At 46.6% G+C, this 23,954-nt stretch carries 26 protein-coding genes; 16 read left to right on the plus strand and 10 right to left on the minus strand.

The window, feature by feature from the left end:
* Nucleotides 1–72 precede the first annotated feature (72 nt).
* The 6 genes from TOL_RS04785 to TOL_RS04810 all read left to right on the plus strand — a co-directional run bounded on the left by TOL_RS04785 (nt 73) and on the right by TOL_RS04810 (nt 5,009).
* Nucleotides 73–543, plus strand: a complete 471-nt coding sequence (locus tag TOL_RS04785; RefSeq protein WP_015486164.1) for a DUF2947 domain-containing protein — start codon at nt 73–75, stop codon at nt 541–543.
* Between the two features lie 115 nt (nt 544–658).
* A complete protein-coding gene (bfr, locus tag TOL_RS04790) occupies nt 659–1,123 on the plus strand; it encodes a bacterioferritin (protein WP_015486165.1) in 465 nt (154 codons plus the stop codon).
* A 12-nt stretch (nt 1,124–1,135) separates the two neighbouring features.
* A complete protein-coding gene (bfr, locus tag TOL_RS04795) occupies nt 1,136–1,606 on the plus strand; it encodes a bacterioferritin (protein WP_015486166.1) in 471 nt (156 codons plus the stop codon).
* Nucleotides 1,607–1,765: 159 nt separating this feature from the next.
* On the plus strand, nt 1,766–2,536 hold the full coding sequence (locus TOL_RS04800) for an ATP-dependent zinc protease family protein (protein ID WP_015486167.1): 771 nt from the start codon (nt 1,766–1,768) through the stop codon (nt 2,534–2,536).
* Nucleotides 2,533–4,059 carry an inactive transglutaminase family protein gene (locus TOL_RS04805; RefSeq protein WP_015486168.1) on the plus strand — a complete coding sequence of 509 codons (1,527 nt, stop codon included), beginning with the start codon at nt 2,533–2,535 and terminating at the stop codon, nt 4,057–4,059. The genes TOL_RS04800 and TOL_RS04805 overlap by 4 nt, the downstream gene beginning before the upstream one ends.
* Nucleotides 4,056–5,009 (plus strand): alpha-L-glutamate ligase-like protein, encoded by a 954-nt coding sequence (locus tag TOL_RS04810; protein WP_015486169.1) that lies wholly within the window; start codon nt 4,056–4,058, stop codon nt 5,007–5,009. The genes TOL_RS04805 and TOL_RS04810 overlap by 4 nt, the downstream gene beginning before the upstream one ends.
* 28 nt (nt 5,010–5,037) lie before the next feature.
* Here the strand turns inward: TOL_RS04810 and TOL_RS04815 are convergent, their stop codons facing one another.
* Entirely contained in the window at nt 5,038–5,865 is an 828-nt protein-coding gene (locus tag TOL_RS04815; protein ID WP_015486170.1) for an HDOD domain-containing protein, read from the minus strand.
* A gap of 172 nt (nt 5,866–6,037) precedes the next feature.
* Here TOL_RS04815 and TOL_RS04820 point away from each other — a divergent pair, with 172 nt between their 5' ends.
* Together TOL_RS04820 and TOL_RS04825 are read left to right on the plus strand one after the other, a co-directional pair.
* Nucleotides 6,038–6,922 carry an NAD(P)-dependent oxidoreductase gene (locus TOL_RS04820; protein ID WP_015486171.1) on the plus strand — a complete coding sequence of 295 codons (885 nt, stop codon included), beginning with the start codon at nt 6,038–6,040 and terminating at the stop codon, nt 6,920–6,922.
* Nucleotides 6,919–7,710 (plus strand): hydroxypyruvate isomerase family protein, encoded by a 792-nt coding sequence (locus TOL_RS04825; RefSeq protein WP_015486172.1) that lies wholly within the window; start codon nt 6,919–6,921, stop codon nt 7,708–7,710. The genes TOL_RS04820 and TOL_RS04825 overlap by 4 nt, the downstream gene beginning before the upstream one ends.
* Here the strand turns inward: TOL_RS04825 and TOL_RS18695 are convergent.
* The 4 genes from TOL_RS18695 to TOL_RS04845 form a co-directional block, all read right to left on the minus strand.
* Entirely contained in the window at nt 7,707–8,237 is a 531-nt protein-coding gene (locus tag TOL_RS18695) for a DUF1289 domain-containing protein (RefSeq protein WP_015486173.1), read from the minus strand. The genes TOL_RS04825 and TOL_RS18695 overlap by 4 nt on opposite strands.
* 176 nt (nt 8,238–8,413) lie before the next feature.
* Nucleotides 8,414–8,623, minus strand: a complete 210-nt coding sequence (locus TOL_RS04835) for a cold-shock protein (RefSeq protein WP_015486174.1) — start codon at nt 8,621–8,623, stop codon at nt 8,414–8,416.
* 452 nt (nt 8,624–9,075) lie between these two features.
* Nucleotides 9,076–9,597, minus strand: a complete 522-nt coding sequence (locus TOL_RS04840) for a YceB family lipoprotein (protein ID WP_025266019.1) — start codon at nt 9,595–9,597, stop codon at nt 9,076–9,078.
* Complete coding sequence (locus TOL_RS04845; RefSeq protein WP_015486177.1) at nt 9,594–10,562, minus strand: bile acid:sodium symporter family protein; 969 nt, start codon at nt 10,560–10,562, stop codon at nt 9,594–9,596. The genes TOL_RS04840 and TOL_RS04845 overlap by 4 nt, the downstream gene beginning before the upstream one ends.
* Nucleotides 10,563–10,734: 172 nt before the next feature.
* Between TOL_RS04845 and TOL_RS04850 the strand changes: the two genes are divergently transcribed.
* Complete coding sequence (locus TOL_RS04850) at nt 10,735–11,346, plus strand: flavin reductase family protein (RefSeq protein ID WP_015486178.1); 612 nt, start codon at nt 10,735–10,737, stop codon at nt 11,344–11,346.
* Between the two features lie 76 nt (nt 11,347–11,422).
* On the opposite strand, the gene feoB is transcribed toward TOL_RS04850, so the two are convergent.
* Nucleotides 11,423–13,720 (minus strand): Fe(2+) transporter permease subunit FeoB, encoded by a 2,298-nt coding sequence (gene feoB / locus TOL_RS04855; RefSeq protein ID WP_015486179.1) that lies wholly within the window; start codon nt 13,718–13,720, stop codon nt 11,423–11,425.
* Nucleotides 13,717–13,956: a FeoA family protein gene (locus TOL_RS04860; RefSeq protein WP_015486180.1), complete on the minus strand. Its 240-nt coding sequence runs from the start codon at nt 13,954–13,956 to the stop codon at nt 13,717–13,719. The genes feoB and TOL_RS04860 overlap by 4 nt, the downstream gene beginning before the upstream one ends.
* Before the next feature lie 425 nt (nt 13,957–14,381).
* Here TOL_RS04860 and TOL_RS04865 point away from each other — a divergent pair, with 425 nt between their 5' ends.
* Nucleotides 14,382–14,858 (plus strand): hypothetical protein, encoded by a 477-nt coding sequence (locus TOL_RS04865; RefSeq protein WP_015486181.1) that lies wholly within the window; start codon nt 14,382–14,384, stop codon nt 14,856–14,858.
* 75 nt (nt 14,859–14,933) lie between these two features.
* On the opposite strand, the gene TOL_RS04870 is transcribed toward TOL_RS04865, so the two are convergent.
* The 3 genes from TOL_RS04870 to TOL_RS04880 form a co-directional block, all read right to left on the minus strand.
* On the minus strand, nt 14,934–16,865 hold the full coding sequence (locus TOL_RS04870; protein WP_015486182.1) for a ribonuclease R family protein: 1,932 nt from the start codon (nt 16,863–16,865) through the stop codon (nt 14,934–14,936).
* A gap of 84 nt (nt 16,866–16,949) precedes the next feature.
* Entirely contained in the window at nt 16,950–17,606 is a 657-nt protein-coding gene (locus tag TOL_RS04875; protein ID WP_015486183.1) for a class I SAM-dependent methyltransferase, read from the minus strand.
* On the minus strand, nt 17,603–18,361 hold the full coding sequence (locus TOL_RS04880) for an MBL fold metallo-hydrolase (RefSeq protein WP_041588403.1): 759 nt from the start codon (nt 18,359–18,361) through the stop codon (nt 17,603–17,605). Before TOL_RS04880 ends, TOL_RS04875 begins: the two co-directional genes overlap by 4 nt.
* Before the next feature lie 52 nt (nt 18,362–18,413).
* Between TOL_RS04880 and msrA the strand changes: the two genes are divergently transcribed.
* From msrA to TOL_RS04910, 6 genes are all read left to right on the plus strand, one after another.
* Entirely contained in the window at nt 18,414–19,052 is a 639-nt protein-coding gene (gene msrA / locus TOL_RS04885; RefSeq protein WP_015486185.1) for a peptide-methionine (S)-S-oxide reductase MsrA, read from the plus strand.
* Between the two features lie 10 nt (nt 19,053–19,062).
* Entirely contained in the window at nt 19,063–19,866 is an 804-nt protein-coding gene (locus TOL_RS04890) for a TatD family hydrolase (RefSeq protein WP_015486186.1), read from the plus strand.
* Nucleotides 19,867–19,998: 132 nt separating this feature from the next.
* On the plus strand, nt 19,999–20,601 hold the full coding sequence (locus TOL_RS04895; RefSeq protein WP_015486187.1) for a Yip1 family protein: 603 nt from the start codon (nt 19,999–20,001) through the stop codon (nt 20,599–20,601).
* Between the two features lie 183 nt (nt 20,602–20,784).
* The gene (locus TOL_RS04900; protein ID WP_015486188.1) at nt 20,785–22,143 is read left to right on the plus strand and encodes a DUF1329 domain-containing protein; all 1,359 of its coding nucleotides are present in this window, start codon (nt 20,785–20,787) and stop codon (nt 22,141–22,143) included.
* A 48-nt stretch (nt 22,144–22,191) separates the two neighbouring features.
* Nucleotides 22,192–23,268 carry a murein transglycosylase domain-containing protein gene (locus TOL_RS04905; RefSeq protein WP_015486189.1) on the plus strand — a complete coding sequence of 359 codons (1,077 nt, stop codon included), beginning with the start codon at nt 22,192–22,194 and terminating at the stop codon, nt 23,266–23,268.
* Entirely contained in the window at nt 23,258–23,944 is a 687-nt protein-coding gene (locus TOL_RS04910) for a class I SAM-dependent methyltransferase (protein WP_015486190.1), read from the plus strand. The genes TOL_RS04905 and TOL_RS04910 overlap by 11 nt, the downstream gene beginning before the upstream one ends.
* Nucleotides 23,945–23,954 lie beyond the last annotated feature (10 nt).

The raw sequence follows: 23,954 nt of genomic DNA on the forward strand, positions 1-23,954 counted from the left end.
ACCCTCGGGTGGTTTTTTTGTGGCATCCTGATGCTTATTCGTTGGCTTATTATATAGATTTTAGGAATTTTCATGGATTATCAGACCTTGCAGGAATATTCACAGGGTTGGATATTTCGTCATCGTGAGTTGGTGTTATCGGAAGAATGCTTAGCCGATATCAAACCACTATCTACGCGATTCGCTAATCAATATTGGCGTCAAAATATCAGTGCTGAGGCGACGCATGCCTCTCATTTTCTCGGTGATGATTGGCCTTCACATAACGGGATCTGGCTAGAGAAAGGCGAGTGGCAAGCGGCGTGGGAAAGTGACGATATGGCGCTGCCGGAGCTACTACAGGCCTTTTCTGACTGGAACGATAATACGGTGGTGTATTTCTGCTACGACATCAACAATGTAGTCCAGACAACTTGGCGAACCTTTAAACAAAGTTGGAAGAACTTTTTGTTCTACGATGATGAGCCGATCATGCTCGCCAAGAAGCGCATGCAAGTAGCTCGCTTTCATTCAAACGGTACTTATGAAACGGGTATTCGCTAGCCCTGCTCTCGGGTGCTTAACTTGCAAGATCGACAAGCGACTTTTACACTGATTTATCATTCCTGCAGGGCCAAGTTTGGCCGCTGCCACGACGCGACAGTTAATGAGGCCCTCTATGAAAGGCGATAGCAAAGTACTCGAATGGCTCAATCAGGTATTGAGTATCGAATTAACGTCGATCAACCAGTATTTTCTGCATGCTCGCATGTTTAAAAATTGGGGGTTGTCAGAGCTCAATGAAAAAGCCTACAAAAAATCAATCAAGGATATGAAGCAAGCGGATGCTTTGATTGAACGAATTCTATTTCTTGAAGGTTTACCAAATTTACAGCGTTTAAATCGTTTACGTATTGGTGAGCACACAGCGGAAATGTTGCAGTGCGATTTAGATCAAATAGTCGAGCAATTAGACGTTGTTAAAGATGCGATTGCGTATTGCGAATCGGTAAAAGATTTTGTTACTCGCGAGTTGTTAGAAGATATTCAAGAGTATGAAGAAGAATACCTCGACTGGCTGGAAACCCAGCAAAGCCTGATTGCACAGATCGGCATTGAAAACTACCAGCAGTCCATGATGTAAGGAGTTATTTGTATGCAAGGTAATCTGCAAGTTATTGAAAAATTGAACGAGTTACTCGCGGGCGAATTAAGTGCAATGGACCAGTATTTTATTCATTCCCGTATGTACGACGATTGGGGTTTGAAAAAACTGTACGAACGCATTGATCACGAGTTTGAAGACGAAAAAGAACACGCCTCAAAAATTATTGAGCGTATTTTATTTTTGGGTGGTAAGCCCGACATGGTTACTCGTGTACCACTGAATGTGGGTAGTGATGTGCCGTCTATGTTGCAAAGCGATTTGGATCTTGAATATAAGGTCATTATCGACCTTCGTGAGATCATGGCGCTATGCGAGCAAGTAAAGGATTATCAGACTCGCGAGATGTTACAGGTACTTCTTGATGACACTGAAAATGATCACACGCATTGGTTAGAACAGCAGCTTGGTTTGATCGCTAAGATAGGTTTGCCGAATTATTTGCAGTCGCAAATGGGATAGGTTTTGCTCTCTGCATGTCGAAGCTCCCCTCGGGAGCTTTTTTTGTGGAATCAAAACCTTGCAGGCTAGACTATTCGGCAAAATACGACCATTTGTACGTATGGCAGATACTTGGTTTGTGATTAAATACCGCAGCAATTTTGGGTGAGGTAAGCAGTTATGCCCCGTTGGGTATGTTGTACGTTAGTTATCGCTAGCTTAGGGCTGGTAGGTTGTAGTAATTGGCCTTCGCAGGCACACCGTGATGTCACTATTGATGCAATAAAAGCAGAAATGGCCAGCGCTTGTGCAACTGTAGCAACCGATCCCGCGGAATTCCGTCAGTTGTCCGCACAGCTATCGATGCAAGAGCAGCAATTAGCCGTCATGCGCAGTCAGCTGGAAGTTATCGCTACCGAAGCGCTGACCGAAACCCCGACCATTGCTAGCAGTTCACCGGTACGGGCATGTGATAACGTCGCCAAGGAGGTCGGTAACGATCACAAGGTGGTTGTTGGTGCCAACGAGTGGATTTATCTCAATCCTCCGGGTCATCACTTTCAAGCGCGTATTGATACCGGCGCGGCAACATCGTCTTTAAACGCCTTAAATGTGCAACAGTTCGAACGTAATGGACGCCGTTGGGTATCATTTGATTTGCTGGCGTCAGATGCTAAAACGCCACTGCATTTAGAGGCGCCTATGGTACGTAAAGTTAAAATTCGTCAGGCGTCTTACGAAGAAATCGAGCGTCGTCCTGTGGTGGAATTGGATGTAGCCCTTGGCAATAGCATTATGCAAACAACGGAATTCACACTGACGGATCGCACTCAAATGAGTTACCCGGTGTTGCTAGGCCGCAGCTTTCTACGCGACTTAACTTTAGTGGATGTCGCTATCGAGTTTACTCACCCTAAATATGAACCCGAACAGGTGATCAATACACCATGATTCAACGTCGTAATGTCCCTTTTATAACGCTCATAGCTATTTTGTTGGCGATAGGGATAGCGCTGATATTGCATCGCCATTGGGTGTATGAAGTTCCTTTTATGTATGGCGAAACGCAAACCGTATGGTCGGTCGAAGCGCGTGTTGAGTTTATCGCCAACGGCGATGCGGTGACGGTGTCTTTGGTACGCCCATCCGCACAGGATGGCTATACAATTTTGCAAGAATCGGGGGCTTCACCTGGTTATGGCCTGAATTTTATTGATGAGGGTGAGCCGCGTGCAGAATGGACTATTCGTAGTGCTGCTGGACGTCAAGAGCTTTACTATCGGGCGGAAATATTAGAGAGCAAATCTTCTACGGCGACGCCGAAACCACCGCCGCTTTTGCGTCATCCTGATTGGCCAGAGCCGTATCGTACGGCAATTGGCATGGTGTTAAGTGAGGCTTACACGACATCAGCAGATAATTTCAGTCTCACCCGAGAGTTACTTAAACGATTTAATTCGCAGTCTCCGCCACAGCATATTGAATTATTGCGCAGTTACTCTAATGGGCATCCAGCGGCGTTAATTGCTGAAATTCTTAATCATACCCAAGTGCCTGCTAGTGTGGTTTATGCTTTAGCGCTTGAGGACGGTCGCCGCCGGCAATCTTTAACGCCGCTGTTGCGCGTATGGGATGGTGACGAAAGCCAAGTGTTTTACTTAGATGCTGCTGGAACCGACAACCTAAGTAATCATCCGCAAATATTGTGGGAGCAACGTGGCGCACCGGTTTTAGATGTTATTGGCGCCAGTGATTCACGCGTGCGTTTTTCTATGATTCGCCGTGAAGAGTCTACTTTTACTTCAATTGCCAATAATTTATCTGATCAACAAAATTTTCTTAACTTCTCCATTCAGAGTCTGCCGGTAGAAGAGCAGGCCATGTTCAAAACCATTTTGCTGCTGCCTGTGGGTGCTTTAATTGTATGTATATTGCGTATTTTAGTGGGTATTCGTACCTCAGGTACCTTTATGCCAGTATTAATTGCCTTGGCATTTGTGCAAACGTCTTTGGGGACGGGGCTAATAGGCTTTTCTTTAGTCGTGGCTGTTGGCTTATTTATTCGTAGTTATTTGTCGCGGTTAAATTTGCTGCTGGTGGCACGAATAACGGCCGTTATTATTTCTGTTATCGGGATTATCAGTATATTTAGCGTTTTATCTTATAAGTTAGGATTAACCGAAGGCCTGAAAATTATGTTCTTCCCTATGATTATTCTGTCTTGGACGATTGAACGTATGTCGATTCTTTGGGAAGAAGAAGGCGGGCGTGAGGTAATGATTCAAGGCGGCGGCAGCTTACTTACTGCAGTTTTCGCTTATGGCGCAATGAATGATCCATGGGTTCGTCATTTGATGTTTAATTTTGTCGGTATGCAATTTGTGGTTTTAGCCTTAGTGCTAATGTTAGGCACATACGCGGGTTATCGACTGTCAGAGTTGAAACGATTTGCATCATTTAGGAATAGAAATTGATTCGTCTGCGTTTTCCTTGGCAGCTAGCGCGTGACGGTATTTTAGGCATTAATCGCCGAAATAGTCGCTACATCAGTCGCTACAATCCACGTCGCTTATTTCCTTTAGTGGATAATAAACTGAAGACGAAAATTATTGCTCAGCAAGCCGGTATCAATACGCCTTCATTGATTGGAACGATAGCGCACCAGCATGATGTACGTCGTATCGGAGAGCTGGTGGCTGATTATAATGGGTTTGCTATTAAGCCTGCGAAAGGTTCGGGCGGTAAGGGTATTTTGGTGATTACCGACAAAGACACTCAGCGATTTTATAAATCCAGCGGTGCGGCGGTGTCACCAGACGATATTCAGCGTCACGTATCGAATATTTTGTCGGGCTTGTACAGCTTGGGCGGAAGTCCGGACACGGTCATTATTGAAGAATTAATTCATTTTGATCCGAGTTTTGCTCATTTTACCGTTGAAGGTGTGCCTGATATCCGCGTTATCGTTTGCCGAGGATATCCTGTGATGGCGATGATGCGATTGTCGACGCATGCTTCCGATGGTAAGGCAAATTTACATCAAGGTGCTGTTGGTGTTGGTTTGGATATCGCTACGGGGAAGGCACTAAATGCCGTGCAAAATGGAGAGGTGATTACCCATCACCCGGATACGGGTCAGTTACTGAGCGAGTTGGTTGTACCTAACTGGTCTGATTTGTTAGTGATTGCGGCTAGTTGCTACGACGTCACCCAATTGGGTTATTTGGGTATAGATATTGTGCTTGATCGTTACAAAGGACCCATGCTGTTAGAGTTAAATGCCCGTCCTGGTTTAGGAATTCAAGTGGCAAATGGAGCGGGTTTGCGTCCGCGTCTAACTAAGATTGACAATTTAACCGCTGCAGAATTAGCGCTAGGGCCGGAAGAACGCTCGGCATTAAGTCGCACATGGTTTGGCGCTTAGCCGCGCCATGTGCATTGTATTGCGCGACTTATTCTAACAGGCCATCAAGGCCTGAATTGAGATCGGTTGTTGCTGATAGGTCTTTATAGGCACGAGTAGCGTCTAAACCGATTTTATCAGCTACTGCTAGCGGAAATCCCGATACGATATCCTCTTCTGACAGGCCATTTTCATGGGAATGTTTCAGATACTTCGCGATATAGATTAATCCAGCTTCCACTGAGTATTCTTCATTTTTTCCAGGCTTATTTTGCCCTGCAATTGCATTTTGAATAACCTCTGGGAATTTCCAGCGTTTCGCTAATTCTGCGCCAACCTCAGCATAAGAGAAACCAAGCTGGCCGTTTTCTAATTCATGGCGCTTGCTGCCTCCAATGGATTCAGCGTCATCTAAGTGCTTCGCTTCTTTTGGCATCACCATACGAATAAGTAGGCTACCAATTGAGTGCATCATGCCGCAGGTGAAAGCGGTTTCTTTATCACAACCCCTGATATATTGAGCTAGCCATTTAGATAAGGCAGCAATGGCAAATGACTCACGCCAGAACGCATTCTGATCGAAACCTTCCATCTTAAATGCGCCGGTAACTCCCGACGCAAGCACCATAGTGCGTAAGCGATCAAAGCCCAGCAACATAACGGCATCTTGGGGGTTGGCAATTGTTCTGGATACGCCGTAGTGTGCCGAGTTGGCCATGCGAAGAACTTTAGCCGTTAATGATTGGTCGAGCGCAACTTTGCCGCTGATCGCATCGACGTCAACATCATCATCTTGGAAACTTAGGATGAGTTCTTGTACCACACGAGGAATGTGCGGTAGTTGATGAGATTCAGCAAAAATTGAAGCCATATTCATAGTGTTTACTTCCTTTGGTGTTCACTGAAATAAGCATAGGACAGGATTTAAAAACTGCTTAATTAATCGCTACTAACTCGCTAAGTCTTTGATATTATTGGGACATGTCTAAACAGGCCGAATTGGTAGTGATTTGCGCCGAGATGGTTACGAAATCTAACAAGGAGCCAATATGGCACAACCGACAATCGGCTTTATTGGTATGGGCTTGATGGGCGTTCCTATGACGTTGCGCCTACTGGGTGCAGGGTATGAGGTTCGTGTTTGGAATCGTAGCATCGACAAGTGCGCGGGTGTCGTGTCTGCTGGCGCTATTCTTACTGACAAACTTGACGATTTGGTGCGTCATAGTGATATTGTCATGCTTTGCGTTACCGATACGGCGGCGGTGAGCGATATTGTTTTCGGTGAGGCGGGTGTCGCGAATTCTGCGCGTGCTGGGCAGGTGCTTGTTGACTTCTCAAGCATAGAGCCGCAAGCAACACAAATGATGGCTGAGCGTTTATACACGACCTCTGGGTGTATTTGGATTGATGCTCCAGTATCGGGTGGTGTTGCTGGGGCTGAGCAGGGTACGCTAGCTATTATGGCGGGTGGACCAGAGGATGTACTTGCAACTATCCGACCTGTATTAGCACCATTATCACAGCGGGTTACTCGTGTAGGTGATGTAGGGTCAGGTCAGGTAACCAAAATCTGCAATCAGATGCTGGTAAGCTGCAATGTGCTAGTAATGGCAGAAGTGATGGCTCTGGCTGAAAAAGCGGGAGTCGATGCCGAGCAAATTCCTGTTGCGTTGAAAGGCGGTTTTGCCGATTCGATTCCATTGCAATTGACGGGGCCGCGGATGGCCAAGCGCGATTTTGATGAAGTGAAATGGCATGTCAAAACACTGTTAAAAGATCTTGATATGGCCAACAATTTAGCAAAAATAATGAACAGCTCCGCACCTATGGTTGGTTTAGGTGCGGAGTTAATGCGACTTCATGCGAGTCAGGGAAATGCCGAGCGCGATCCCTGCACTCTCGTCTCAATGTATGTGGAGAAACCTGAGTGAAACTCACTGCGAATTTATCGCTGCTATACACAGAATTACCGTTTTTAAGTCGCTTCGCAGCGGCACGTAAAGATGGTTTTGATGCGGTTGAAATTCAATTTCCCTACGACACGCCGATAGCCGATATCCAGCGCGCATTGGTCGAATCGAATTTACGTTGTGTTCTTATCAATGTCTCTGCTGGCGATTTAATGGCTGGTGGCGAAGGCTTAGCGGCCATTCCTGGTAAAACTGCAGAATTTGCAGCCGCATTAGTCGAGTGCCAAGCTTATGCGCGTGCCTTAAAAGTTAAATGTGTGAATGTATTGCCGGGTCGTTGTTTTGATGCAAACAAACGCGCTAGTTATTTAGCGACGTTTCAAAACAACTTGTTAGAAACCGCACGTCATCTGGCTCCTTTTGGAATCATCACGACCTTTGAAGCAATTAATACGCAGGATATGCCAGATTTTTTGATATCGACAGGTGAGCAAATGCTGCGTGTTTTAGAGGAGGTTAATCACCCTTCGATTAAGATGCAGTTCGATATTTATCACATGGCAGTGATGGGGGAAAATATTCCAACCTTCATTAAGCACTATGCCACTGATATCGGTCATATTCAGTTTGCTGACACGCCGGGACGTCACGAGCCGGGTACAGGAAATTTAGATTTTAATGAGATTTTTTGTGCGATTGAAGAGTCGGAATATGATGGCTGGATAGGTGCAGAGTACCGTCCGAGTCGCCCAAATACATCGGTAACCATGGCTTGGAAGAAAAAATTGCCAGCACTAGAGTGCGTTTAAGAAAACATATCTAGCTGGTCGCTATCGGGTGGTTGGCTAGTGCTATTGCGTTGAGTTTTTGCTGGTTTCTCAGCTTTTTTGTCATCAGAGGTGGTCGACTCTTTTTGGGGGGTAGCGTCTACAGAGTCGGCAAATAGTGAGTTCGAAGAAGATTCCTCTACCTCTGTTTCTACCGTTATTTCTTCTACGTTTTCTGGCACTGTATTTTTATCATCTATTAATACGCTGGTAGCTGCATCGGGCTTATCTTCTACGAGTGTTAACTCGGTAGGCGGCGTAAATAGATCAAATTGCGGGATCTCTAATTCTTCTTCTTCGACATCAATTGCATTGCGAGAGGCAATAATCTTTTGGCGGCGCTTTTCGCAGTTATTAATGATGAGTTGTTGCTGATAAGCAGTAAATTCAAGCCAGTGAAAACGCTCTGTGCGATTGCGTAGACAGCCTTTGCAGTAGCCACGATTATTCACTTCGCAAATACCTTGGCAAGGACTTGGAATTGAGAATAGTTCGCCCTGATCAATCATAAGACAAAGATCGGCAGTGGCTGTTATTCAGCATGAGTATTTCAAACGAATGGTCGACTACAACTGTGAAGAACAGAGAATCAGACATAAGGATAACCGGGGAGGGGGTCGGCGTCCGGCGAGAAGAATCTCGCCGGTCAACACAACGTAGTCCGAAGACTACGCAGCTTCAACAATTACTGTGGAGTAACGTTTTCAGCTTGTGGGCCTTTTTGACCCTGAGTAACTTCCATAGTTACTTTCTGACCTTCGTGCAAAGTCTTACGGCCTGAACCGTTGATTGCACTGTGGTGTACGAATACGTCTTTACCAGATTCTTGCTCGATGAAACCGAAACCTTTCTCATCGTTGAACCACTTAACGGTGCCTTGAACTGTATTAGCCATTTTTCTTTCCTAAATATATTGCGGTGGCCGAAGCCTACCTCTTGCTTTTTCAAATGGCATTACATCGATACTGGCCCAGCCTAACTGGGAATACTTGAATAATGCCGTTGTTCGACCAGTATCTTGCATATGTTCAATATGTAGCACTCGCCAATCTGTTGATGCAGTACATCAACGCGACTAATAGTATATCAACTGTGCAGGACTACCAAGCATCATTATCAGGTTTCGGCAATTAATTTGAATAACAAGTTTGTAAATGGCCCGAATTTGCAATAAATAGACAGGTGAAACCTAGGGGAAGCGCCCTGTAAGTCCCGCCGCAGCTCAATACTTGATCTGTAAGCGGGTGAATTGGGGATGTTGGAAAAGTTCGATGGCGATTACTAACTATTTAGCGCCAAGTAAAAAAATAGCGCTCGTAAGCGCTATTCATGCAGCAGGAGAGACGTTTAGAACGGGCTTAACGTTAAAATAACCTCGTCTTTCTCAATGGTGAGGTCCTTTAGCATCATCTTCGCCATCACTTGTGTCGCATCGCTATCTGACAAGGTGTAGACCGGCCGATCTTTCAGCGCCGGTTCAATGGAATGTTGAGCGAGAGTTATTACTTGAGGCTTTAGTTGCGGCGACATACCTTCTACCTGCATATCAATGATGACAGGATTATCGATATAGAAGCTGTGATCTTCTGTCTTATAGCGAATGTCGCCTTCAAACACTAACGTACCGCTGGATTGTAAGCCGATGCTCAGCATTACCTTGGCATCAGTCGTGACACGAACTCGATTGCCCTCAGGTAACAAATCGACCAAAGCGTTGTTGATGGTCAAATTAACAAAAGACTTAGCTTGCTGCCACGGCATGCGCGCGTTGAGCTGTTCTTGTAGCTGAGCTTCGGTAATACGCATGTCATAGGCATACGCCTGCAAAGACATTAATAGAACTATGAAACTGAGTAGTATTTTTGTCATTCTTGCTTCTCCATCGTTATTTTTATGGCTTGGTGCGACGCAACTTGGCGCTTAATCGTTTTTTGGGTTTGCCAGCGGAAGTAGGCGGCGAGCAATGCACCGCTCACATTGTGCCAAACACTGAACAAGGCACCGGGTAATGCCGCCACTGGTGTATAGAACTTGAGTGCCAAGGCAACGGCCAGTCCTGAGTTCTGCATGCCTACTTCGATCGCTATTGTGCGGGCCTGCACTTCAGTATGACCGTTCCAGCGAGCAATTGCATAACCGCCAGCAAGTCCCAGTAAGTTATGAAGTATGACCGCAGCTAACACGGAGGTTCCTACGGTTGCAATCTCATCGGCATTCAGTGAGACGATAATGGCAATGATGAGCAGGATGATAGCGCTGGCAATATCCGCAAGATGGTTATGCAATTTCGCGCGAACTTGCGGTAAATATTGGTTAAGAAATAAACCTGCCGCAATCGGTAAGATGACCATTTGGCCGATGCTCGCGAGCATACCTAGGCTATCAACGGTTATGCCGCTGCGGGCGTAAAACCAAACCAGCCAAGGCGTCAGAAATAAACCCCATAAGGTTGACGCTAGGGTCATGCTGATGGAAAGGGCAACGTCGCCTCCGGCAAGGTAGGTCATTACATTGGAGGCGGTGCCACCAGCACAGGCACCGACTAAGATCATGCCGATGGCCAGTTCATCTGGCAGGTTGAATGCCCACGCCAGAGCCCAAGCGATAAGGGGCATTAAGGTAAATTGCAGTAGAATTCCTAATGCTACCGGCTCTGGTTTTTTCCAAATACGTCGAAAATCTTGCCAGCGAAGCGTTAACCCCATACAGAACATAACGGCAGTTAATAGTGGGGTAATCGCGCTTTTCCAATCGAGTAGTGGTTCCGGATCGTGCCAAGCTAATAGGCTGACAGCGACGGCGAGAAATGGGAAAAAGCGGTTGATAGGAAACATGGCAATCCTCCGGTTGATAGGCCTTATAACGACTTTACTGGCGAGCTGCAAGACGGATTGCTGTCGCAGAGTGATTTAGCCGAGGATCAATAGATGACGATTTCATCTTATCGCTAGGACTGTATCACGGGATCGCGTAGCATTTTCGCAAGATCAAAATTAAGGTGGTTGTATGCAGTTTCAATTTTCCGAACTAACGCCAAATGAACGTTATCATCTGATGGTGCAATCAGTTTTGCCGAGACCGATTGCTTGGATATTAACAGTTAACGATGATGGCTCGCACAACTTAGCTCCATATTCGTTCTTTGCACCTGTTTGCGCTAATCCACCGACAATGGTGGTATCTATCGGGCAAAAGCAACCGGGAGAAGACAAAGATACTTTCCGCAATTTGCAGCGTGATGGACGTTGTGTGGTTCACATCGCCTCGGTGGATTGGTTGGAAGCCTTGAATGCTAGTTCTGCAACTTTGGCTAAAAATGAGAGTGAAGTCAGTATGGGCAATGTTCCATTATTGACGGATAGTGATGGCGGTTTGCCGCATATTGATGGTGCTCCAGTTGCTTACTACTGTCGTTTGCAGCAAGTGACTGATTTAGGACCAGCGCCGCAGCATATTGTCTTTTTAGAGATTGATAAGCTGATTGTTGCCGAAGGGGTCGATTATGTGAAAGGCGGCAGTACTCGTCTTTCTGCGGCGGCGATTAATCCTCTTGCTCGTCTAGGTGGCTCTGAATATGCCGCGTTGGGCGATATCATTTCATTGGCGAGACCTGAATAGACGCGACCAGAACAGCAACCACAAAAAAGGCGATCTTTAGATCGCCTTTTTTGTATTGGTTTCTTCCTTGCTAGCATTAGCCAATGTTCACCAACGGAATCATGCGAGCATCTCGTTTGGCTCCGTAGCGACGCATTTGCCAGAGACACAGACCGATGAAAGCAGAGCATCCACTTATCCAGCTGATGGATGTTACTGGTGTTTCAAAAATACGGCCTAACTGGTAAATAATAACGGCAGTTGTATAGGCTAAACCTGTACTCCAACCTGCTACGAATAGCATCCAGCGCATACCTGATTCACGCACCATGGCACCCAAGGTGGCGACACAAGGCGTGTATAGCAATACAAATACTAAATACGAGAAGGCGGCTAGTTGGCTGCCAAATAGTGTATCCATTGCGGTGAAGGTTGTGTCTTTAACGCCTTGCTCTGCACCTTGATCAGCCCCAACTAATGACAGGCCTAATGGATCAAGCAGGTTGTCAGCTATACCGGCTAAGTTATCCGGAATGGTTTGTAATGCTTCGAGCAGACCCGCTTGCAGGTCGAATTCTCCTTTGTCACCGGATTCTGGCGTGTACAAAGCGTCGAGTGTACCAACAACAGCTTCCTTGGCGAATATACCGGTGATAATGCCAACGGTCGCAGGCCAATTGTCGGCTTGTACGCCTAATGGACTCAGAACAGGAGTAATGACTTTAGCGATACCTGAAAGAATCGATTTGTCATTGTTTTCGTTGCCGAACGAGCCATCGCTACCGATGGAATTTAAGAAGCTAAGAACGGTGACGACCACGATAATGGTTTTACCTGCACGTAGGCAAAACGATTTTAAGCGCTCCCATGTTTTTAGCAAAACGCCTTTGACGGTCGGAATGTGGTAGGCCGGCAGCTCCATAACAAAAGGCGTTAATTCGGGTTTGAATAAGGTATTTTTCAGCGCTAAGCCTGTTAACAGGGCCATGGCGATACCGAGAAAATAGAGACTGAAAACAATCGTTGCGCCATTCTCAGTAAAAAAGGCTGCGGCAAAAAGCGCGTATACCGATAACCGTGCTCCGCACGACATGAAAGGTGCCATGGCGATGGTAAGTAAGCGGTCTTTTTCGGTATCCATAGTGCGGGCTGCCATGACCGCAGGTACGTTACAGCCGAAGCCGACAATTAACGGCACAAACGACTTGCCGGGCAAGCCAACAGCGCGCATTAAGCGATCCATCACAAATGCAGCACGCCCCATGTAGCCAGAGTCTTCGATAATGGAAAGGAAAAGGTATAAGCCGCCGATGACTGGGATAAAGGTCGCGACTAGTTGAATACCACCGCCTAAGCCATCGGCTAATAGGGTAGTTAACCAACCGGGAGTACCGATAGCTTCAAGTACGTAATGAGTACCATCGACAAATACAGTGCCGAATGCGATATCGAAGAAATCAATAAATGCTCCGCCCAAGTTAATCGCGAAGGTAAACATTAAGTACATGATGAAGAAGAAAAACGGTATGCCCAACCAGCGGTTGAGAACCCAGTCATCAATGCGCTCAGATAGAGAACGACCAAAGCTATTAACGGTTAATACTTGCTGCAAAATACGTTCAATGGCGCGGTATCGTCCATTAGCGACGAGCACGTCAATTGGTTGCTTGTGTGCATTTTCGAGCTGTTTGCGTAGTACTTCCGCTTGCGCTTCGACTTGGTCGCGACGATCTTGAGGAAGATCCTTCATCGCGTAAATATCTTGTTCTAATACACGGGTCGCTGTCCAAAATGCGTTGGGAACAGTGCCTTGCAAGGAATCTTTTAATTGATGAACCGCCCTATCTAGATCTTTATCTGGTCGAATCATTGGCGTTGCGACAGTCGCATGGCCCAGTTGATGACCTAATACGCGGCAAAGCTCTGCAATGCCGACGCCCGTCGATGCTACGATGGGTACAACCGGTACACCCAGCTCTTCGGCTAAGCGCTGACAATCAACATGAATACCTTCGCGTTCAGCAACGTCGATCATATTGACTGCGCAAATTACCGGAATGCCCATATCCAAGAGTTGTGACGTCAGGAAGAGGTTTCGGTGTAAATTGCTCGCGTCGAGGATATTCACTATCAGCTGTGCTTCGCCACTTAGGGCGAATTCACGAGCGATTTTTTCATCTACGGATAGCTCATCATCGTGGCTATCTAACGCATAAGTACCAGGAAGGTCGACCAGTAGGTGTGCTTCACCGCGCAGGGTGATGATGCCTTCTTTGCGGTCAACGGTTACACCAGGCCAGTTACCAACCTTTTGCTTAGAGCCGGTTAGTTCATTAAATAAGGTCGTCTTACCGCAATTTGGATTGCCGATAACGCCGATAACCGCTCTTTTCATGCTTCCAGCTCCACATAAATAATAGCGGCCTCTAGCTTGCGTAAGCTAACGGATGCTCCGCGCAGTTGGATTTGCATAGGATCTCCCAATGGTGCCAGACGACGAATTTCAACGACCGCTCCGGGCATTAAACCTAATGCCAGCAGCTTACGGCGGAAATGAGATTCTGTTTTAGCAAAGCCGATGATTTTAGCGCGACTGCCAACTGCCATTTGATCGAGGGTTTCGGGTGTCATAATTATCCAGCTTAGATGTCACGATGGAGCAACGAAAACTACACAAATGATAATCCTTATCATTCAAGAGTGCAAGGAATCCCTAGAGACTCTAAGGACACTCTGATTCGAAAACGCGTTAGGTATATAAACCCTTACTCAAATCCACAATATATATGTTGCTATATTCGATATTGACAAAAAATCGCTAAATTTCTAAATGGTTTGTTTGCAGTCGCCTATTAATTGTTTAATATTGGCGTCCCGATCATATATCTCGATATTGGTATAAGTCCGCGCACTTATACGTGAGCACGTTTATTGTTTATTTTTCGTACGCTGCTGCAACATTAAAGATGATATGAGGTCGTTTTGAATACCCCTTATCGGACGTAGTAATAATACGACGGTAGATTAACCAATCGACACAGTTTGAGGTTGTAAACGTGAGCGTATTTGCAAACGATATTGAAAAACAAATCCAGCAACACCATCAAAAAATTCTTGAGCTTGAGCAATTGAAAAAAGATCAAGAAAAGAAATTTGAAGGCTTAAAAGAGTTTGATGTTGCTATTAAGCGCCTATGCAATCAAAACAGTCTGCAAGAGTCGGAGCTGTATGTTTCTCGCTCTGAGCAAATTGAAGCTTGGATTGTTGGTATGGCGAAAGAAGAATCACCGTCTTCTATCTATAACAACTTGCGTAAGCATTTTGAAAAAGTGATCAACCGTGCGGCAACTAAAGGCACAAAAACACGTGCTGAGCGCACGTCATCTTTGCCTAAGCCTAAATTAGCAGTTGGCGAATATCGCAATCCAGCAACTCACGAAAAAGTAGAAAAAATCAAACGTAATCCACGTATTTTAGACGAGTGGATTAATGAATACGGTTTTGAAACTGTTCGTACTTGGAAAATTAGCTAATTACTGATTAGTTAGAAATAAAAAATGGAGCCTAGGCTCCCTTTTTTATTAGCTGTTATCCGTTGTAAGAAATGATTATTCCACTATTACGAACGTTACTTGGCGATTATAAGGGCGAACCTCATTAATACGCACATTGAGTGCTTGTCCAAGCATAAAGCATTGCTCTGCATTGCGATGAGTAAATGTTTTGCTATCAAATGTCCAATCACCTTTAACTTTACGGCGATCAATAGTGCCTTCGATACCATTGTCATTTAAACGCACCGTTATTGAGCTGCTATTCATATGCACAATTGTCGCGTTATAAACCGCATCTTTATCTTTCGCATTTAACCAAACAAGTTTCATCCATTGTTCGGTTTGATTTGCTGCTATCCGTGCAGAAGTCTGTGCTTGTTGAACGGCATCGAGTAATTCTTGAGATGCTTGCTCGATATTTTCGCCATTAAGCAAAGCACGTACTGTCCGATGAATCATCAGGTCGTTGTATTTGCGCAGTGGTGAGGTGAAGGTGGTATAGCAAGGGAAGCCCAAGCCCATGTGTGGCTTGCCTTCAAGGCCAAAGCGGCTGCGTTCTTGTTGGCGACCGATAATCGCGCGTAACGGTAGTTCGCATTCAGCCTTGGCCGCTTGTTGCATTAGTTGTACGTATTCTTCGAGGTTGTCGAATTTCGGCTTGGCTTCAAGCGCTAGATTTTCGCGTAATAGCGCGGCGACTTCACCGATACGTTCGCTACGAACGCCTGCGTGTTCTATGAACATACCAGCGTTGCGTTCTTTCAACCACAAGGCGACCGAGCGATTGCAAACCAACATACATTCTTCGACTAAACGATGTGCATCGTTGCGCTCAATACGAACGATATCGGTTACATGGCCATCTTCATCGACCAGGAGCTTAAAGTCTGGGCGATCTTCCATCACCAAGCAGTTGCGCAGGCGGTTAGCTGCCAGTGCTTTGGCGCAGTCGGATAGATGTAACACCGGGCCTTGCAGTTCAGCGGCAATCTCATCACATTCGCCAGCAATCAAATGGCTAACTTGGTTGTACGTCAGCTTTGCTCGGCTTTTGATAATCGCGTTGTGTAAGGTTGTTTGACGCACATCGCCATCTTGGCTCAAGCGTAATTCAACCACCATGGCCAAGCGTAGCTCGCCAGCTTGCAACGAGCACAATTGCTCTGACAATGCGGGTGGCAGCATTGGCAGTACTTGATCAGGAAAGTACGCCGATGTTGCACGTGTTTTTGCTAATTCATCAAGTGGCGTTCCCGGCTCGATAAGTGCTGCTGGATCGGCGATAGCAATCCATAATGTCCAGCCGCTGCTTTGCGCTTCAGCGTACAAGGCATCATCTATGTCGCGCGTTCCTGCTGAGTCGATGGTCACAAACGGTAGGTGGGTTAAATCGCTGCGCTCATTGGCAATCGTATCCACGCCTTGGGCGCATAACGCGTCTACTTGTGCTTGGGCTGCATCGGAGATGGCATCACTGAGGCCAAACTTCTGCTGCACAAATAAGCGTTCGATATGCGGTGTTTGATCGTTACCAATAACCGCATCTAAATCGGCTTGGGCTTTACCTTTCGGAAATGGATGTTGGCTGATATGTGCTTTAACAAGATCGCCGTCTTTTGCTTGTAAGCGTTTGGCGGGTGGTACAAATATCCAACGATTTAGTGTTGGATGATCAGCTTCGACAAAATGTCCTTTACCGCGAACGACATAGCGTCCTAAAAATTCGTTTTGAACTGTGCTGATTAAGCTTTCAACGATGGCTTGTTCTTTACCTTCGCCTGCGGGTTCTACGCGAAATGCGACAACATCTCCCGGTAATACTTTTTCCATCTCTTCGGGGGATAAAAAGAAACTTTGACCATCCTCGGTATTCACAAAACCGAAACGTCCCGCAGTGGCGCGAACAGTACCTTCGAATCGAGGGGTGCTTTGTTGGATTTCCTGCTTCAGAGACTTCAGCTGGGATAGTGCGTTTTTATCAAGCATCCGATCGGGACCATATGTCAGAAAAGGCGGAGAGTGTAATGGATTTCCCGAGGCTGGGGAAATCCATCCCGTGCGTAAATAGCGTTATTTACAATGATATAGGTTGACCCACCTGAACTCATCAAGTTCATCGAGGTCGGGTACAGTGAAGGACTCGTGCCGACCTATGGCTTGATAGGGGGGGAAATCAAAGTCTTTTACGCGAGAGTCGGCGACTAAAACCTCTTGAGCCTTTTGGCGGAATATTTCTAATAAAGGCAAATTTGCCCGATCATAAAGTACGTCCGCGGCGATCAGTAGATCCAAGGGTTCATCGAATTCGAATAGATCGTGATGGAGCCGAAATTGGGTGCCATTTAATTCAGCATTGTGTTGGCACGACAGTAAGGCATCGGGATCAATATCGCAGGCAATGACCTCGGCGGCTCCAGCCATGACTGCAGCGACGGCAACGACGCCTGAGCCCGCTCCAAAATCCATGACCTTTTTACCTTTCACCCAGCTCGGATTGGCTAAGATTTCCCGAGCGAGTACTTGGCCGCTAGCCCAGCAAAATGCCCAGTAGGCTGGATATTCTTGAATGTTGCGAATTTCGTCTTGGCTAAAGTGACGGCGCATGGTTTCTGGCTCGACCAGCCATAGCTTTATTTCTGAGCATTGCGGTAAGACTTGCTGGCTAACGTAGGCGTCCGCCAACATGGTACGAATACGAGTATCTAAAATAGGATTACTTATCGTCATAGTGACAGGCGCTTTCCATCGGGTAAGGAAAAGCGCTCATTGGGTCGAGCGACTTGGTAGCCCGCAGCTTCAAGTGTTGTTGCGGCTGCTTCATCGGCATAGTGATACAGAACAAAACGGCTGCGCACGTCGTCACGATATTCGCGGTTAAGATCGTCTAAGCCTGTGTGCGACGGATTCGGGATTGTGCCGCAATCGTGAAATATCGCTTCACTGCCGGTTAATTCATGGTGAATAATTTCGGGAATCGGTCGAGTGTCGCCCGAAAAAAACATGTGTCCCGGCAGGCAGAGTGCGTGGCTGGAGTTAGGAGCATGATGGCGTGTTGGGTAGAGCTTAAATGTGTGCCCCGCATGAATAAACTGATCGGTAACTGGGCGTAGCTGAAATGACTGCCAAAAGTCGTGATCGCCTTCTGCCATGGTGCCGGGGTAAGTGGCAAGACGCTGGTGCAATGTGGGAATTAAAGCCAATGGTACAAACAAGGTAATCGGTGCTACCTCTTGCAGTCGGGCGCGAACCGTGAGAATTTCAAGGTCGGCAATATGATCCATATGAGCGTGGGTCATAAATATGGCGTTCGGGAGGCCGCCGTAATTTGCTTGGTACGCGGCTAACGTACCCGGGCCGCAATCAATCAACAATAGCGGCTTTTGATGCTGTTCAATACAGGCAGCAGAGCAACCCATTTGTAAGTGGCCTCCACTTCCAGTTCCAAGAAAAAGCAGGGAATATTCTGACGATTCGCAGGTCATAATGATCAATCACTTTATTCAGACACTGGTTAAATTGCAGCAGAGGTTTTCTATGTGGCGACCAAAATTAATGGCAATACCAAGCGCAGAAGAGGCAATTCCGGGCCGTAGTGAACCTATGACGGTTGAGCCTCTGCATTTCGTTAATGGGCATGATATCACGGGAAACTGTCCCGCAGGACTGAAAGAGTTAAGCGTAGGAATGGGCTGCTTTTGGGGAGCCGAACGCCTGTTTTGGTCATTGCCGGGGGTTTATGCGACCGCAGTGGGATACGGCGGTGGATACACCGAAAACCCAACTTATGATGAAGTCTGTAGTGGTAACACAGGGCACACAGAATTGGTCCGTATTTGGTATGACCCAGCGCAAATTTCACTTGAACAATTGCTGGCTGTGTTTTGGGAGCAGCATGATCCTACACAAGGAATGCGCCAAGGTAACGATATCGGTACTCAGTATCGGTCGGCGGTATTTACTGAAAATGATGAAGATTTGCGCTTGGTTCGAGCGAGCTTAGATCAGTATCAGCGTTGCTTAGATACAGTGCGGGCCCCTGAAATTACAACCGAGCTACGCGCCGGAATTCCGTTTTACTTGGCGGAGACCTATCACCAGCAGTACTTAGCGAAAAACCCCAACGGTTATTGTGGTTTGAGCGGCTGTCAGGTGCCTTATCGTCCTCTGCCGTAAGTGAGTATCGATGCCTCTATGGTTTGATAGTCATTGTCACTTTGATTTTGCCGAGTTCGACCAAAATCGACAAAGCGAGTGGCAATTTGCCCGCCGTGTTGGTGTCTCAGGGTTGTTGATTCCGGGTGTTACCCATGCGCGCAATCTGCAATTAGAGGCGTTATGCCAGCAATACTCATGGTCATTCGCGTTAGGATTACATCCTTATTTTTTAGCTGAGCACGAGCAGATGCACTTTGAGTGGCTCGATGTTGCACTTGAAAGTTCGTTGGCATGCGCGGTGGGGGAGTGTGGATTAGATCGAGTGCTGGCCGTTGATGATGCTCACTGGCAACAACAGCTCGCCTGTTTTTCCACACATATCCAACTCGCTAAGCGCCATAAATTACCGCTCATACTGCATATTCGTGGCTGCCATGATGAAGCCGCTGCTATGTTGCGACGCGCGCGGTTTGAGTATGGCGGTGTCGTGCATGCCTTCAGCGGTAGCGAGCAACAGGGTAAGGCCTGGCTTGATTTGGGGTTCTGCTTGGGGATTGGCGGAGCCATGAGTCATCCAGGCGCGCAAAAGTTGCGCCGCACCATTGCCGCCTTACCAAAGACCGCTTGGTTATTAGAAACCGACGCACCCGATATGAAGCCAGCTTTTTGGCGAGGACCAGCCAATTCTCCAGCCGCTATTCCCTTATTGGCGGCCATGCTGGCGCAACTACAGGGGGCTGAACTCAACGAATTGTCAGCGCAATTGGAACGCAATCGACAAAGTGTGCTGCCCGCCAGTTACTTAATTCGAGAAGAGCCTAGTATTAACTAGACTTAAAACGGCAAGGCTTATAGCTCGGCGTAATGACAAAGTGCTCTTTCGGGCCGCTTGCTGTATTTACGTTGCCCGCAGCCATCATTCTCAGTAGCTTGGTTATCCAATAATCGCTTTCTGGAGCGTTGTATGTTCACTAATCACATGTTTGGACTTATATATAATCCGCATCGAGAATGGAGTGAGATTCGCCGCGAAGGGGGAACCAGTATTACCCACGCATTTCTTCGCTATGCTTTGCTTCTTGCTTTAATTCCCCCCTTTTCTTTATTCGTTGGCACCACCCAAATGGGCTGGAGTATTGCTGGTAGTGACATAGTGAAGTTGTCATACGACAGCGCAGTGCCCATCGCCATCGCATTTTATTTTGCCCTATTACTAGGATTGGCATTCGTATCTTATTGCGTATTTTGGATGGAGCGAACGTTTGGTGTGACGGCGAGCTTTGAACGCTGTTTGATGTTCACTATTTATACCTCCACGCCACTGTTTCTATCAGGAATTATTGGCCTAGTGCCTGTGCTCTGGCTCGACGTGGTAGTGGTGATGGGAGCTGCTGCGTATAGCGTGTACTTGCTGTATAGCGGCGTGCCTATCTTTATGGATATCCCAGAAGAACGCGGATTTATATTTGCGAGTTCTATCGTGACGGTTGGTTTGTGCGCCTTGGTCGGTTGTATGGCCATCACCGTTATTATGTGGGGGATGGGGTTAGGTCCGACGTTTATATAGCTCTGCTTTGCAATTCAGTAAGCCGCCATAATAAGGTCTGTTCGCAAACATTTGCTGCACTTCTCTTTTGCTCGGGGCAATCCCGAGCGATTTCTATTTGTAGTCTTTTTGTAATTTGCTATTGATCCTATTGGGCCATCTTATTAGCCTGCTGCACCATTTAATTTCAGGGGCTAATCGATTATGACACGCCGTTTTCCTAACGTTCTTAGTATTGCTGTCTTGTTAGTACTGTTTAGCCCAGGGATATTGGCGTTAACGGCAGAAGAGAAAGTCGCTCGACTGAGCACGGACTTGACGCCTGTAGGAGCAGAACGTGCGGGTAATGGTAGTGACATTCCTGAATGGAAAGGCGGTCTAGCCAAAGATGATTCCGAACCGGCAGGCACTTTTCATAAAGATCCATTTGCCAGAGACATTCCTTTTTTACGTATCAGTGCGGCGAATATTGTTGAGCACAAAAATCGTTTGAGTGCAGGGCAGATTGCCATGCTGCAGCGCTTTCCTGATATGTATTTCGATGTGTACCCAACGCATCGCTCGGCGTCTTATCCTGACTACGTTTATGATGCGATCAAAGTGAATGCCGAACGTGCCCAGTTGATGAAATATGGTGCCGGGGTGACGGGCGCCACTATGTCATCGCCATTTCCAATTCCTGCAAATGGCTTAGAGGCCCTATGGAATCATACCTTACGCTTTCGAGGGCAAACGCTTAATTACACAGCAGTAGCGTCGGCGGTCGCGAGTAATGGTTTGCGCTCGGATACATTGCGTTTGTACGAATATTACGTTCGTTATAGCGAAAAAGGCTTAGAGCCGGAAGAATTGGATAATAAAATCTTCTTTCTTAAGCGCAAAACTTTAGCACCTGCGAAATTGTCTGGGGCCATTACTTTAGTGCATGAAACACTTGATCAAGTGCGCTCGCCACGTAAGTCATGGATTTATGTGCCGGGGCAGCGCCGTCTGCGCAGAACCCCAGATTTGGCTTACGATACATCAGACTCGAATACCAACTCTATTCGTACCATCGATCAAGTCGATATGTTTAATGGTGCACCGGATTATTACGATTGGAGCTTGCTCGGAAAGCAAGAGATGTATATTCCGTATAACAGTTATAAGGTGCATCAAAATACGCTAAAAATAGATGATATTTTGCACACCAATCATTTGAATTCTGCTTTGCTACGTTATGAAGCTCATCGAGTTTGGGTGGTGGAAGCGAATTTACGTGTAGGATTTAGCCATCGCTATGCCAAACGCCGTTATTACCTCGATGAAGACAGTTGGTCGATCATTTATGCTGAGGAATACGACGCTACGGGTACTTTATTGCAAGTAACCGAATCGCACACCATTAACTACTATGATCAGCAGTTAATCTTCCCTACCTTGGAAGTAACGTATGACTTCACTAGTGGTCAGTATTACGTCGAAGGTTTAGATAATGAGCGTCCGAAGACACTCGACTTCAGCTTTAAACTGACAGAAGAAGACTTCTCAACCAACGCGGTACGCCGTGAAGCAAAACGCTGACAGCTAAGCCAAGTACCGCTACACTGGCTTTTTTAGCGGTACATTCGTGTGGTGAAGTGGTTGTTTAAGCACCTCAATTTATTTGCGCTTTGCGCTCTACTGGCCGTGCCTACGGCCAGTACCTATGCTGATAATCTTCCCGATAATTTTGATCAACTGCCTGACGATGTTCAGGCTGTCTTGCTTGATTTTTTAGAACCACCGCCAGCAGATGTCTGGGGACCTAATGGTGAGGTTTCTGGAACTCATACTATGGTTCGTTATCTCGATGACTTTCATACACTGGTTAAAATTGATTTTGAGCGGGGTTTAATTCGGGTTGAAACACGCGGTGCTGAAGAGCCCTTACTACAATTGCGGCAAGCCATTGTTGGCACTTTATTAACGCCAGCAGATCCGCGCGAAATTGATTTGTACACGGCTACAGATTTTGGCCTTACGGGGCGTCCATTTTTGGCGGGACAGGTAAAAGATCAAGAAGGTCAGGTAATTGAATACCCTTGGCGAGCACAGCGCTATGCCGATTATTTACTAACACGTTCGTTGGTAAAAACGCGAGATGGCTACCTAATCGAAATACCTATGGTGAGCCAGCATAAACAAGTCAGCGCAAATTTATATCGCCCCTTCGTTGATGCCGCAGCTCAACGTTATCGGATATCTCCAGCACTTATCTTGGCTGTTATTGAAACTGAAAGTAGCTTTAACCCATTCGCTGTTTCGCCAGCGCGGGCTTATGGTTTAATGCAGGTAATGCAAAAAACCGCAGGTCGAGATGTGATGGCGAAGATTCATGGTAAAGATCATGCTCCGAGTCGCCAATATTTATTAGATCCAAGAAATAATATCGAAACAGGTACTGCGTATTTATCCATATTAAGGGATAGTTATTTGGCTGGGATTAAAGGTGATCGCAAGCGTGAATATTGTATGATTGCAGCCTACAACGGTGGTGCTGGGCAATTATTACGTACCTTTCATCGCGATCGCAATAAGGCGCTAGCGCAAATAAATAGTATGTCTGAAGACAAGCTATATCGTTATTTGACAACACGCCACCCGAAAGAAGAAACACGTCGTTATCTAGAGAAAGTTATTGCGAGAAAACAGAAATATGGCGAATGAAGTAAGCGAAATTGAACGGCGAGTAGAGCAACTACAACAGTCGTTAGAATTGCCAAATGCAAGCTTAAGTCGCCGTTGGTTGGATAGCGAATTATTGGCTTTATGGCTATTGAATATTGATGCCGATGCGGTGTCTATGGATGCTCAAGGCATTGGCCGCTTTTGGCAGAATCTTCCTTATTGGGCGTTTGCATGGGCAGGCGGGCGAGCGTTGGCACAATTTATAGTGGCTAATCCTAATTTGGTCGCCGGTAAACGGGTTCTCGACTTTGGCTGCGGCTCAGGAATTGTCGGTATAGCAGCAGCACTTGCGGGTGCAAAAACGGTGTTTGTGGCGGATTTAGATCCACAGGCTTTACTTGCGGCACAAGTAAATGCGGCGGTTAACGGTGTCGATATTCAAATTGTGGACGGTGATTGGCCGCAGGTAGATTTATTACTTGCTAGCGATGTCTTGTATGACATCAGTAGCAGTGTTGATTTAAAGGCATTGATGTTAGACATCCCGCACTGGCTGCTTGCCGAGAGCCGATTTGTTGCTCCTGACTTTGTCGAGTTGCGCTGCTTACAGCAGATTGTAACATCGACGCTTCCTGCTATTGGCGATTTCGACGAGCGAGTAGAGGTGGACATATACTGTCGTCGGGATGACCCGCTGATCCCAATGTTGAATTAGTTGCTCGGTC

The organism is Thalassolituus oleivorans MIL-1 (assembly GCF_000355675.1).
In the GTDB taxonomy this organism is placed as follows: Bacteria; Pseudomonadota; Gammaproteobacteria; order Pseudomonadales; family Oceanobacteraceae; genus Thalassolituus; species Thalassolituus oleivorans.

What these genes read in the sequence shown, in the direction of transcription:
- TOL_RS04785 (WP_015486164.1), top strand. Translation starts at nt 73, where the DNA reads ATGGATTATCAGACCTTGCAGGAATATTCACAGGGTTGGATATTTCGT.
- bfr (WP_015486165.1), top strand. Translation starts at nt 659, where the DNA reads ATGAAAGGCGATAGCAAAGTACTCGAATGGCTCAATCAGGTATTGAGT.
- bfr (WP_015486166.1), top strand. Translation starts at nt 1,136, where the DNA reads ATGCAAGGTAATCTGCAAGTTATTGAAAAATTGAACGAGTTACTCGCG.
- TOL_RS04800 (WP_015486167.1), top strand. Translation starts at nt 1,766, where the DNA reads ATGCCCCGTTGGGTATGTTGTACGTTAGTTATCGCTAGCTTAGGGCTG.
- TOL_RS04805 (WP_015486168.1), top strand. Translation starts at nt 2,533, where the DNA reads ATGATTCAACGTCGTAATGTCCCTTTTATAACGCTCATAGCTATTTTG.
- TOL_RS04815 (WP_015486170.1), bottom strand. Translation starts at nt 5,865, where the DNA reads ATGAATATGGCTTCAATTTTTGCTGAATCTCATCAACTACCGCACATT.
- TOL_RS04820 (WP_015486171.1), top strand. Translation starts at nt 6,038, where the DNA reads ATGGCACAACCGACAATCGGCTTTATTGGTATGGGCTTGATGGGCGTT.
- TOL_RS18695 (WP_015486173.1), bottom strand. Translation starts at nt 8,237, where the DNA reads ATGATTGATCAGGGCGAACTATTCTCAATTCCAAGTCCTTGCCAAGGT.
- TOL_RS04835 (WP_015486174.1), bottom strand. Translation starts at nt 8,623, where the DNA reads ATGGCTAATACAGTTCAAGGCACCGTTAAGTGGTTCAACGATGAGAAA.
- TOL_RS04840 (WP_025266019.1), bottom strand. Translation starts at nt 9,597, where the DNA reads ATGACAAAAATACTACTCAGTTTCATAGTTCTATTAATGTCTTTGCAG.
- TOL_RS04845 (WP_015486177.1), bottom strand. Translation starts at nt 10,562, where the DNA reads ATGTTTCCTATCAACCGCTTTTTCCCATTTCTCGCCGTCGCTGTCAGC.
- TOL_RS04850 (WP_015486178.1), top strand. Translation starts at nt 10,735, where the DNA reads ATGCAGTTTCAATTTTCCGAACTAACGCCAAATGAACGTTATCATCTG.
- feoB (WP_015486179.1), bottom strand. Translation starts at nt 13,720, where the DNA reads ATGAAAAGAGCGGTTATCGGCGTTATCGGCAATCCAAATTGCGGTAAG.
- TOL_RS04860 (WP_015486180.1), bottom strand. Translation starts at nt 13,956, where the DNA reads ATGACACCCGAAACCCTCGATCAAATGGCAGTTGGCAGTCGCGCTAAA.
- TOL_RS04870 (WP_015486182.1), bottom strand. Translation starts at nt 16,865, where the DNA reads ATGCTTGATAAAAACGCACTATCCCAGCTGAAGTCTCTGAAGCAGGAA.
- TOL_RS04875 (WP_015486183.1), bottom strand. Translation starts at nt 17,606, where the DNA reads ATGACGATAAGTAATCCTATTTTAGATACTCGTATTCGTACCATGTTG.
- TOL_RS04880 (WP_041588403.1), bottom strand. Translation starts at nt 18,361, where the DNA reads ATGACCTGCGAATCGTCAGAATATTCCCTGCTTTTTCTTGGAACTGGA.
- msrA (WP_015486185.1), top strand. Translation starts at nt 18,414, where the DNA reads ATGTGGCGACCAAAATTAATGGCAATACCAAGCGCAGAAGAGGCAATT.
- TOL_RS04890 (WP_015486186.1), top strand. Translation starts at nt 19,063, where the DNA reads ATGCCTCTATGGTTTGATAGTCATTGTCACTTTGATTTTGCCGAGTTC.
- TOL_RS04895 (WP_015486187.1), top strand. Translation starts at nt 19,999, where the DNA reads ATGTTCACTAATCACATGTTTGGACTTATATATAATCCGCATCGAGAA.
- TOL_RS04900 (WP_015486188.1), top strand. Translation starts at nt 20,785, where the DNA reads ATGACACGCCGTTTTCCTAACGTTCTTAGTATTGCTGTCTTGTTAGTA.
- TOL_RS04910 (WP_015486190.1), top strand. Translation starts at nt 23,258, where the DNA reads ATGGCGAATGAAGTAAGCGAAATTGAACGGCGAGTAGAGCAACTACAA.